Origin of the sequence: Streptomyces sp. NPDC007084 (assembly GCF_040703595.1) — a bacterium.
Lineage (GTDB): Bacteria > Actinomycetota > Actinomycetes > Streptomycetales > Streptomycetaceae > Streptomyces.
The window spans coordinates 156,560-168,735 of record NZ_JBEYFY010000003.1; the positions used below are offsets into that span (position 1 = coordinate 156,560).

The 12,176-nt window shown below is 66.5% G+C and carries 3 protein-coding genes; 1 reads left to right on the forward strand and 2 read right to left on the reverse strand.

Annotated features, from left to right (window positions below; genetic code table 11):
* Positions 1–8 precede the first annotated feature (8 nt).
* Together AB0912_RS04300 and AB0912_RS04305 are read right to left on the reverse strand one after the other, a co-directional pair.
* Positions 9–518 carry an SUKH-3 domain-containing protein gene (locus AB0912_RS04300; RefSeq protein WP_355092502.1) on the reverse strand — a complete coding sequence of 170 codons (510 nt, stop codon included), beginning with the start codon at positions 516–518 and terminating at the stop codon, positions 9–11.
* Entirely contained in the window at positions 518–7,450 is a 6,933-nt protein-coding gene (locus AB0912_RS04305; RefSeq protein WP_366696407.1) for an RHS repeat-associated core domain-containing protein, read from the reverse strand. Before AB0912_RS04305 ends, AB0912_RS04300 begins: the two co-directional genes overlap by 1 nt.
* A 668-nt stretch (positions 7,451–8,118) precedes the next feature.
* Between AB0912_RS04305 and AB0912_RS04310 the strand changes: the two genes are divergently transcribed.
* Complete coding sequence (locus AB0912_RS04310) at positions 8,119–12,030, forward strand: hypothetical protein (protein ID WP_366696408.1); 3,912 nt, start codon at positions 8,119–8,121, stop codon at positions 12,028–12,030.
* The last annotated feature ends 146 nt before the right edge of the window (positions 12,031–12,176 follow it).

A 12,176-nucleotide genomic window follows, 5' to 3' on the forward strand; every position in this document is an offset into this window, starting at 1 on the left:
AAGATTCACTAACGAGAATCAGGTCTCGGCCAAGGATCGAGTCCCGGATCGGAGTGCAGACAGTTCAGTGGGCGATTCGCGCAGACCGCCAACTCTAGGGAGTCTTCAAAGGTGGCACCAAGCTCCCAGATCCAACCCATGCCAGCAGCAACCACCCTCCCCCCAGCTTCTACGAAAACGCTTGAATAACTGAGCCATTCACCGATGGGAAAATAGTCCCCACCGAGAACACTTTCCACCTCTGCCGCTAGATCACGCTGCCCTGATCCAGCGGCAATGGGATCGAAATTGTAAGGCTCGTCATTACTGAAGTTCGGGCCGACTCGATTTACCGGCTCGATTGAGAGCCCTCCCACTGCCGCGAGGATTTCCTCTGCCAATGGATGGGACCGGTAGCCTTCACCCTCAAGCGGCAAGGCCCATTGACCTGGGTCAACCTTCCTGTCTGCGCTCCATCCGGACGCAACAAGTGCCCCAAGCAGATCCTCGCTGAGCGAGTCGAAGCGAATCAGGGACATCAGTTGATCTCCAGGTCTTCCAGCAGTCGGCCACAACGACCACAGGGGTGAGCCGGTTCACCATGCCCATCCGTATTCGATGTTGGCATGGAGTTGTTCCGCGTCCTCACGGTTCGCATGGTTCCGCCCCTGATGGCCTCGGGACCTTCAGCCGCCTGGGCCTGAATCAGACAGTGCACCTCTGCGCATCCTCCATGATGCCCTGTCCGTTCGAGCGCATCCGCCAACGGCCCTTCCGCCTGCTGGCCATGCTTATTGCGGCCGTAGTACTTCGCCCCTGAAGGAGACGTGTACTCGGAGGCAAACTTCACACCAGGTTCGTTGCGGACGCTGTCGGCATAGTCGCCCAGGTTGCAGTTGTGAACGAGGACCGGCGTGGCCCCCGCTAGCACATAGTACGTGTGGACCATGCCGACGGTGAGGTCGTAAGTGAGCCCGTGCTGGTGGAAGTTGCGAATTCTGGTGACGGTGGCCGTGGTGCCGTTTGCGGTGTGGAGTTTCGTACCCGGTGTCAGGTTGTGGGCGTCAGTCCAGCGGTGGTGGGTCGCGTCCCAGAACGGGTGGTGCCAGGTGGTGGTGACGGACTGCCGGGCGTTCTGCTGCGCGAAGGCGTGGGTCTGACGCTGGTGAGGGGGCCCGCGGGTCGGTGCCGTGTCCAGGGTGAGGGTGGTGAAGTCCTTGTCCGTCGTGGTGACGATGACGTTCTGGACCTTCTCCGGAGACGTGACGCCGGTTTGCGGGTCTGTGGCAAGGACGGTGTCGCCAACCTTGACCTTGCTAATCGGTTGGGCAGACCCGTCCGCCAGGCGGACGCCGGTGTCGGGGGTGAAGCTGTGCACAGCGCAGGATTCGACGGCGTCGGCGCCTGCCCCTTCCGCCTTGCCGGCCTCCACCACGAAGCGTTCCGCTTCTACGGCGTCTTCGGCGATCTTGGCGGCTTCTTCTGCGTCCTTTACCGCGGTGTACGCGCGGTCTAGCGCGCGCCAGACCTTGAATGCTTCGACGCCGACTTTGATGGCTTTGAAGACTTTGCCCCAAGGGACGGCGGTGAGGGCGGTGTTGACGCAGCCCATGACGTCGCCCTTGGTGAAGCAGTTGTAGGCGTCGGTGAGGCCGATGACGTCTGCGACGAGGCTGAGGAGTTGGTGCTTGAAACCTGAGGCTTGCTTCTTGGCTGCCGCGGCTGCCGCGTCCGCTGTGGCTTTCTGTCGCTCGAGGGCGCGCTGTTCCGCCTGGGCGTTGGCCGCGCTGTTGCTGACGTCGGCCTTTTCTTTCTTGGCATTGGCCTTGGTGTTGTTGGGGGTACTGCCGGAGCCGGGGTGGTCCTGCATGGCCCGGTGCATGGATTCGGCGTCGGTCGGAGTGCCGTTTATGCAGGTGGGGCAGTTGCGTGTGGGGCAGTCGATGTCGGCGCAACCGCCGGTGGGGTCGGAGGTGGTGACAGGGGTGTCGTCGGCGTAGTCGTAGGCGTTCCAGGATTGCGGGGAGCCTGGGTCGAGGAGGGGGTCGGGGCTGAGAAACCGGCCGATGGACGGGTCGTATTCGCGGGCGCCGAGGTTGGTCAGGCCGGTGTTGTCGTCCTGGGTGCCGCCGACGTAGCCGCGTTGTCCGATCCAGGTTCCGCTCTGGTCGCGGGTCTCACCGAAGGGCTTGTACTGACGTCGGGTGACCTGCTGGGTCTGTGAGTCGATCGCGAGGGTGCCGGTGCCCTGGCGGTCGGGGATGAGATAGGTGTATTTGCCGTCAGAGGAGTGGGTGGCCACGGTCTGGCCGGCCAGGGAGATGTAGCGCACGCCGTCGGCGGTGGTGGCGCCCTTCTTGAGGGTGATCTCTTCATCGCCGGTGTAGAGGGTGGTGGCGTCCGGGCTGTGCCGGATGAGAAGGCTGCCGCCGGCGTCGTACAGGTATTTGGTGTCGCCGCTGGAGCCGGTCGAGGCCAGTTCCGCGAGGTGGCCTTCGTCGTCGTAGGTGAAGGTGTCCGTTCCGGCGCGGGTGGTGCGGGTCTGGACGTCGCCGTCCGCGTCGTACGTGTAGGCGTTGGTGGTGTTGGCCGCCGCGTCGCCGGGCGTCACCTTGTTCACCTCGGACACGGCGTGAGCCGGGCCCTTCCCCGCCGCGAACGGCTTGTAGGAGGCTGTCGCGTCGTGGGTGACATCGCCGGACGGGTCATGGTCCACCTGGGATGAACGGGCTCCCGTGGCGTCATAGGTCCATGACTGCCAGTACGGCGAGATGCCGCCGACGGTGGTGGAGGCTCCGGGCGCTGGGGTCGCCGCGCAGCCGTCGGTGGCCGTCCACGCGTCCTTCAGCCGCTGGGCCCAGTCGTAGGCGAAGCACTGGGTGTCGGTCGTGCCGGTCTGCAGTTTGTCGGTGATCTTGGTGATGTTGCCGGACGGCTGGTAGCTGTAGGTGCTCTTGTCTGCGATGGTGGCGCCGGACTGGGTGACGGTGGTGGAGTCCGTCAGGCGGCGGGTCTGGTCGTCGTAATTGCGGGTCTGCTGGGCGAAGTTGCCCGAGGTGCCATAAGTGAACTGGTAGGGCTCGTCGAACTCGGTGTAGCTGAGCTTTTGGACGTATCCCCACGTGTCGCCCGCGACGGCGGTGGGGCGGTTGAAGGCGTCGTAGGTGTAGCCGACGGTCTCTTGCGGCAGTTTGACGGTGGTCGGCACGGCGTCGGTGTACGAGGAGAGCGTGCCGGTGAGGTTGTAGTGGCTTTGCGTGGTGTACGTGCCCTGGAGCGCGCCTTCGGCGGCCGGGATGACGAGTTGGGCGGCCTGGGGCCAGCCGTGGCTGTCGTAGCCGGCGATCTTCTGGGTGTAGGCGGATCCGCCAGTGCCGCCGACGTAGCGGATGGAGGCGGTGGGCTTGCCCTTCTTGAGTGTGTCGTACGTCCAGGCGGCCAGTTCGTTGCCGGCCGCGGGTGCGACGCCGCCGGTGGTGTCGTATTCGGCTTTCTTGCGGCCCATCTCGTCGTACGCGTAGCTGATGGTCTTGCCGCGGTTGTCGGTCGCAGTCAGCAGTTGGCCGGCGTTGTCGTAGGTGGACCTGGAGGCGCCGGTGTCGGGGTCGGTCTGGGAAATGCGGCGGCCCAGGAGGTCGTATCCACTGCTCCAGGTGTGGCCCTGGCCGTCGTCCTGGCCGATCTGGTGGCCGGCCGCGTCGTAGGAGTAGGTGACGGTGTCGGCGGCGCCGGTGGCCGTGGTGCCGTGGTAGCGCAGCAGTTTGTCGAGCTGGCCGCGTGCGTTGGTGTACGTGGTGGTGGGTGTGGCGCCGAACGGCGTGGTGCCGGCGGACGGGGTGACGTCGACGCGGTCGGAGCCGGGGTAGGCGGTGGTGGTGCGCCAGGTCTCGGATGCGAAGTGGTAGGCGATCGAGGCGGTCGCCCGGCCCGCACCGTCGTAGAGAGTGCCGGTCTGGGACGGCGTCTGGTTGTCGGCCGCGTCGACGAGCGTGGCGGCGGGGGCGCCGTTGTTGTAGTACGCGTCGGAGGAGCTGACGGGCCAGCCGTGAGAGTCGTAGACGGTGTCGGTGATCGTACGGCCACCGTCGAGGGTCGCCGTCTGCGTCTCGCGCGGGCGCAGCATCGCGTCGTACAGGGAGATGGAGGTGCGGTAGGCGTTGTTGTCGTTGAGCGTCTGGGTGGTGACGGTCGAGGGCGCCGACGGCGTGAGGTTGTAGCTGTACTTGGTGTTGGGGTTGTTGTCGGTGGGGAATCCCGGGTTCCATACGGCGGTCAGGCGGCCGAGCGGGTCGTAGGTGCTCGTGGTGGAGTAGCCGGCGGCGTCGGTGGTCTTCAGGTCGAGGCCGCGCGCCGGGTCAAGCGTGGTCGTGGTGGTGAAGCCGGCGGTCTGGCCGGTGACCTTCGGCTGGGTGACCGAGATGGCGGTCGGGGACGCTCCCGTGGTGGGCGTGTACGTGGTGGTTGTCACCCGGCCGTCGGCATCGGTCTCGGTGAGTTCGCGGCCGTAGGTGTCGTAGCTGTTCCTCAGGGCCGTGATGTAGTGCGGGGTGCCGTCGGCGGCCACCGAGTCGGCCTTCTGCACCATCGTGACGTCGCCCTTGGCGGGCGTGGCGGTGTTGTCCGTGGAGCCGTCGAAGAAGGACAGGTCGTCGCTGAGCAGGTCCTGGGGGTACTTCGGTGTGGCCGAGCAGGAGACGGCGAGTTCCTGGACCCTGCGCGGCACCGGCAGGAGGTTTCCGGAGGCGTCGGTGGCGTACCAGGTGTGCGTGCACTTGTCGTCGATGGAGGTCGCGACGTCGCCCCGGTCGTCGACGCTCTTGGGCAGACCGGTGGCGCCGTCGATCGTGTAGTCGATCTCGGTGGTGCGTTTGGTGCCGTCGGCTTTGGTCGTGACGGTGCGTTCCCGCGCGGTGTTCGTGCGGCGTGCGGTCAGCGGGTCGAGTCCCGACTTCGTACGCGACTGGGTGGCGGTGGCCGTCGAACTCCAGGGATCGGTGATGCCGTCGGAGAGCAGCGCGCCTCCGTCACCGTTGTACGACTGTGCTTCGAAGGTCTGACCGGCCAGCCAGTCGGAGTCCTTCTGCGGATCGTCGTTGGCCGTGTCGTTGAGGGTGACGCTGCGGGTGCCCGAGGAGGTCTTGTCGCCGTCCATGCCGCGGAAGTACATCGCCCGGGACAAGGTGATCTTCGCCGGGGCCGTGCCCGTACGGATTTCGACGGTGCCGTAGCCGCGCCACTGGTTCCACGTGCGGTACTTGGCCTGCGTCTGGGGGTCGTCGTTGTAGTGCCAGGCCGGATCGCCGATGTAGGCGTAGGAGGTCTGGACGGGCAGGCCCCCGGCGGTGGGGTCCTGAAGGGTCACGGAGTTGACGAGGAACTTGTTGAACCAGTCGAGTTGCGGAGAGGTCTGTCCCGGCGGAGTCCAGTACTGCGGGTAGCAGCGGTAGGTGTTGCCGTCCTGGCTGGAGGGCAACACCGTGGTGCCCTTGCGGTGGCATTGGGGGGCGCTGTAGTTGACGGTGATCACCTCGCCGGATTCGGTGGTGACCGTGTAAAGCCGGTAGCGCGTGATCGGTTGGTAGCCGTCGAGGCCGTCCACGCGGTTGGCCAGTGCCTGACCGGCGAACTTGACCGGCGGCAGGGCAAGGCTTCCGCCGTCTTTACCTGTGTGCACGATCTGGCTCAGCCACAGCGACGGCGTGGTGGTGTCACCGGTGGACGGGAACGTGTGGGTCAGGGTCCAAGCGTCGACGTTGCTGTACGTGGTCCCGACCAGGGTCTGGGTACGGATCCCTGTCAGGCGCTTGGTGGTGAAGAAGGCTGGGCCGTGGTTGTTGCAGGTGCCCGAGGATGCGCAGGTCTGGTCGACGGGGACGTCGGGCCAGTGGGAGGCGTTGGCCGTGGTCATCTTCGATGTGGCGCAGTCGAAGTTTGAGTCGGCCAGGCATCGCTCGGAAGTATCGAAGAGAATCTGTGCGGCGGCCAGGGCGGTGGTGTCGTAGACCTTGCCGGCGAGTTGGCCGTACTGGATCTTCGAGAGGTAGCCGCTCCGTGCGTACGTGGTGGGGGTGGTGGAGTTGTCACGGCCGTAGTAGCCGGTCTCCGGGGTGTACCAGTAGCTGATGGCATTGCCATGCGGGTCGACGGTGTAGTCGAGGTTCCACCGGTAGCCCTGCTGGCACCAGGAGTTGGCGAACGTGCTGGCGTGGCAGGGCTCGCCGGTGTCGTTGCCGTAGACGGGTGTGGTGAACACCGAGTTGGTGGTGGCGTTGCCCGTCGCCCAGCCGGGGAGCCGGTTCTTGCCGAAGTAGTACTGGGTGCCGTCGGCGGTGGTGACGACGAAGTACTCGTTGTCGTTGTCTCCGTTGACCGTGTCGGTCTTGACCTCGATCTTCTCGCCGTTGTCGGCCTGCGGGTGCCAGCTGTTGGACTTGTCGTCGTGGACGAGCGTGTTGGACGAGCCGTTCAGCGACAGGGTCAGGGAGTCGACGTCGTCGGACCAGCACTCGTCCGAGGTCTTGGGCGAACCGTTCGCGGTGTCGTCGGAGCAGGATGCGTAGCTGCGCTCGACGAAGCCCGGTGAGTAGTCCCAGCCGTCGCCGATCCAGGAGGACTGGGCGTTCGTCGAGGAGGTACGGCCGTCCACGCCCTGGGAGCTGTAGTTCAGCGAGACGTTCGGGGTCAGGCTCCCGGGGACGTCGGGCACCGTGATCGGGTAGGTGTAGCTGAAGGCGCCGGTCGAGCCGCCGGCCGACCATTGGCCCGAGGGGGCCAGGGAGGTGGCCGCGTAGTTTCCGCCGCCCCCCGAGGCGGCGGCCTCCGCCGCGAGCACCACAGGCTGCGCCGTCGTCGAGGCGGCAAGGGTGATCTGGGCCGAGACTGTCTGCGTCTTGGTGTTGTTGGTCGAGGTCAGCGGCGTCCGCTTACGGCATGCGGCCGCCTGCGGTGTGGTCAGCGCGCAGGCGGGCAGCCGGACCAGTCGCAGGCGGCCGGCCCAGTCACCGCCGTAGGCGTCCTTGAACGCCGAGTAATCCAGGCCCACTTGAGTGGTGCCAGTCGACAGCGCGCTGTCTGGCTTGACCGTGAGAACGACGCCGCGCACCCCGAGCTTCCGCGCCGCGGTCTGCCCCGGCAGGGAGACGTGCACGCGCGCGCCCGACTTCGCCCGGCGGGCGCCCGTCGCCGGCGTAACGCTCACCGGGACGCCGTCAGCCTGCTTGGCGGCAACACCCTTTGCCGGAACGGCCAGTTCGGCTGTCCCCTTGGCGGGCCATGTCGTGTGCGCCGCGGCGGCGCTCCACCGCGCCATGTGCGGCATCTTCGCGGCCCTACCCTTGACCGGTGAGACGGGCACCGATCTTTCCTTCTTCGCCTTGACGGCGTAGTCGGGGTGCTGTCCTGCCGCGAGGGCGCCCGTCGGCGAAATGAATCCGGCGAGCAGGCCGAGCGTGCTGATTGCGATGATCCACAAAGCGGGCAGCCTGCGCATCCGCATGGTCTTCCCGCATATCCGCCACCGTGAATTTCGACGCACTCCGGCCCCCCATTTCCAGCGCATTTTCCGAAGAGCTATTCGATCAGATCACGGACGTCCCCTCACAGCCTCTTCACACAATCAAAAGGTATAGAAATCGCCATGGAAGGGCCGCCGTTCGACAAAAACGGGGTGCCAAAAGCATCAACTTCCCTACGAACGGCACCGATTATTCAGGATCTGCGACAACTGACACACCGCACACTAAACTTGTACACTCCATCCACACGACAGCCGAGTCCATGACACCGCGACCCTCCCGTCATCCTGTTGCTGCTTTCACGCGATTACGGATAACCTCCCTGGCGCCCACAGGCACTTTTCATTCGGACTAAATGGGGGGGCAGATGTCCGACATTTTCCGCTGGCGTTCCACCGCCAGCGCATTCACAAAGATCCCGCGAACAGCGGGCAGATTCCTCGTTCTCGCCACGGTCAGTGCGCTCTGCCTGACTCCGCTCGCCGCCCAGCCGGCCACCGCTGACTCCGCACCCGGCTCCGTCACAGATGTCGCAGCAGGCCAGCCAGACCTGACTCCGGCGCCATCGGACGGCATGAAGCCGCCGGCACCGACCGGCTCGCTGCGTCCAAGTGACGGTGGCGGAGTGACGACGACCGACGAGAGAGCCCTCGCCACGGCGCAGAGGCAGGCAGCGGCGTCAGGCCGGCCGGTACGCGTCGAAGCCCTCACCACGGAGACGGCCACCACGACGGTGGGCCCCTCCGGAACCGTCATCTACGACTCAAGCCTCCTGCCGGTAAGGGTACGCAGGGCCCACCGTTGGGTTCCTGTCGATGCCACGCTGATCCGCAACACCGACGGCACCTGGAGCCCTCGAGTTGCGGCCGAACCTCTCGCCCTGTCCGGGGGCGGTACCACACCGCTCGCCACCATGACCCACGGCAAAGCCTCGCTGGCCGTGTCCTGGCCCCACGCTCTGCCGACTCCCCACGCCTCCGGCGCGAGCCTGACCTATCCGGACGTGCTTCCGGACGTGGACCTGCGGATCACCGCCGACACCCAGGGAGGCTGGTCCGAGGTACTCGTCGTCAAGGAGGCGACAGCCGCCACCGACCCCGCACTCACGCGACTCGCCCTCACCACCGAGGCCAGGGGCGTCACCATCGCCGATGACGGCCACGGCAATCTGGCCGCGACCACTCCGAAGGGCCAGGTACTCTTCAGCGCGCCGCAGCCGGCGATGTGGGACTCCAGCGGCGTCGGCGCCGTACACGCCCGCGCGGAAGCGGGCCCCGCGCCCAAGGCCCGGGTCTCCCGCGTCCAGGGACGCCTGCACGGCAGGACCCTGTTTCTCCTACCCGACGCCAAACTGCTCCGTGATCCGCACACCCGCTTCCCCGTCTTCATCGATCCCACCTGGAATCCGCACTACGCCAGCGGCTCCAAGCAGCACTACGTCGAGACCCAGCAGGGCTGCCCCACCGCCAAGAACTATGACTCCACCCAGTACGGGGACCCCGGGGTCGGCTACAACAGCTGGTCCGGCTGCATCGGCGGCGAGCGCTCCTACTTCCAACTGGCCGTGCCCTCCAGCATCGCCGGGGCGCACATCGTGTCGGCCACGGTGAACGCCAAGGAGAACTATTCCGCGAGCTGCAGCCTCTCCTCCGACGTCTACCTCTACTGGTCCGGCGCCATCAGCTCGTCCACGACCTGGGACCACAAGCCCTCGCTGACCAGCAAGCTGGCCACCAAGAGCTTCGGCCCGGCCTGCACCAGCCAGCCCTCCGGCGGCTTCTCGGTGACGTCCACGATTGCCAAGGGCGCCGCCGCACACTGGAAGAGCTGGACCTTCGCCCTGGTCAACAGCAAGAGCGGCAGTGGTGACGGCAACTACTTCAAGCGGTTCGACAACAACCCCTCCATGTCGATCACCTACAACCACGTGCCCAACAAGCCCGGGACACTGGCCACCAAGGTCGGGTCCACCTCGCTCGGCTGCGGCACGAGTACCCCTTATCCCATCGTCGGCAAGACTCTGGCCACCACACCACCGACCCTGAACGCCACAGTCAGCGACACCGACAAGGACGCCCTGGCCGCCACATACTCGTACTGGGTCGGTAGTGGGAGTACGACCACGGCCACCAGCGCGACCGTCGCCAGCGGCGCGAACGCTCCCAAGCAGCTGTCCTCGTCGTTCATGAGCGGACTGGCCGACGGCAGCGTGGTCAGCTGGAAGGCCACCTCCAGCGACGGGGAGGACACCTCATCCACTTCGGCGACGTGTCACTTCACCGTCGACCTGCACAGCCCCGCCCAACCGTCCGTCAAGACCGCAGACAGCCTCTACCCGGAGGACTCCCCCAGCACCACCGCCGCCGGCACCCCCGGCAAGTTCACCCTCTCTGTGAACCCGGGCAGCAGCGGCAACAACGCCTCGAAGTTCCTCTACGGTCTCGACGCGGCCCCGCCGACCTCCAACACCCCTGCCGCACAAACCGCGACGGCAACCAACAACGCCGCCACGATCACCGTTACCCCCGTAGCGCCCGGCACGCACACTCTCTATGTCTACGCCGTCGACTCGGCCGGCAACGTCTCCTCCCAGCAGCAGTACGAGTTCACCGCGCTGGGGCACGCCCCCAAGACGTACGCCAGCCTGCAAGCCGCGTTCAACAACACCGCCGCCTCCGATGACGGCAACCACAAGACCGCCGACGCCGACGGTGTGGGAGCCTCGCTCTCACTGCAGGACCTGAAGGCGGCCGGCTGGCAGCCCGGTGGCAAGATCACCGTGGACGGCGCGCCCTTCACACTGCCCAACTTCGGCTCCGCCGGCGGCGACAACGTGATGGCCGCGAACCAGAACATTCAGATGAACGGCGCCAGGGGCCAGGCCCTCGTCTTCCTCGGCTTCTCGACCTATGGCTTCGTCGGCTCCCAGCACCAGCAGGAAGACGTCACCAGCCCTGTCGTCCCCGACAACACCAACACCTCGGCCACCAACTGCAGTCTGGGCAACGGCACCTATGAGGACTGTGTCACCCCGCAAGGATCCATCACCTACGGCGACGGCTCGGCGCAGCACTACTACCTGACCATGCCCGACTGGGTCTACGGCTCGGACTCCCTGGCCGCCGTAACCTTGCCGCACCGCAACACCGCGACCTCGCAGGAGACCCGTAGCACGAACATCTATGCCTTCGCGGTCCCGCTCAAGGCCGGTGCCACCCTCGACTCGGTGAGACTGCCCGACCTGGCCGCCGCCGCACGCAAGTACGTGCCGGGGATGCACATCATCGGCATGTCCGTGCGCGACACCGCGACCGCTCCCAACGGTGCCTCATGGACGGGAAGCTGGAGCGCACCCTCTGAAGAGCGGTTCCAGTTCTCCGGCAACGGCGCCTTCAGCAACCAGACCATCCGCACCGTGACCCAGACCAGCGCGGGCGGCGACAACGTCCGACTGCGACTGTCCAACGCCCTGGGCACCGACCCGCTCACCCTCGACCACGTCACCGTCGCCCCTTACCACAGCGGCGCGACAACCGCCTCCACTCCCGTCGACGTGTCCTTCGCTGGAGGCAAGTCCGTGGTGATCCCTGAAGGCGGTGAGCTCTACAGCGACCCGATCTCGCTCACCATGAGCCCCGGTACCTCACTGACCACCAGCATCCACCTGGTCAACAAGGTGAACTACCTGGTCATGCACCCCTGGGCGGCCACGGACACCCTCAGCTACATCAGCGCCTCCGGGAGCGGCGATCACACCGCGGACACAGCCGACACGGCGTTCATGGGGACCGGCACCACCTCCGGCCGCTTCTCCGACATCCTCACCGAAGTCGACGTCACCACCTCGGATCACCGCCCCACCGTGTCCGTACTGGGCGACGGTCTCATCAACAGCCGCACCACGGGCAACACCGCGGGCTACAACACCTCACGCTTCAACCAGTGGCTGTCCTACCGGCTGCGCACCAACACCGACGGCATCCCGGACTACGGCGTCGTCGCCTCCGGCATCGAGAACAACTACCTCGGCACCGACCAAGGCGCGGGCGCGGGCGGCCGCGCGGCGGTCACCCGCCTGGACCGGGACATCCTCTCCATCCCCAACATCCGCACCGTAGTGGTCACCCAAGGCTTGGAGGACATCGTCGCGGGCCACGACGACGTCGACATCGACAACGCCCTCGGGCTGCTCCGCGACCAGCTCAAGGGATGGGGCGTCAAGGTCGTCTTCACGACGCTGACGCCCTGCACCGGCTACAGCGCCTGCACCAGCGCGGTGGACCAGAACCGCATCGACACGAACACCTGGATCACCGACCAGTTCGATCTCACATCCCCCACCCTGAGTTCGATGGACGCGGAGGCACTCGTATCCGTCCCCGACCCCACCAGCACCGCCGACCCGCAAGCACTGAGACTCGGCAACGACCCGGCCCCCGCCGACTTCGACTCCGGCGACCACGTCAACCTCACCCAGGACGCCTACACCACCATCAGCAACGCCTACGACCTGGCCTCGCTCGGGCCAGACGCCTGACGCAGTGACACCATCCGGGTGCACGCCACAGCTTCGGCACCCAGACGAGCCGGCGGGGGTTGGCCCCCCCCAGAGGGGGGGGGACGCCCCCCGGTTACCGCCACGGGGGGGTGGGGGGGGTGGGGGGGAGGGCGCCCGCGCCGCGG

Bases quoted from the DNA above. Each gene is read 5' to 3' on its own strand.
- AB0912_RS04300 (WP_355092502.1), bottom strand. From the start codon at position 518: ATGTCCCTGATTCGCTTCGACTCGCTCAGCGAGGATCTGCTTGGGGCA.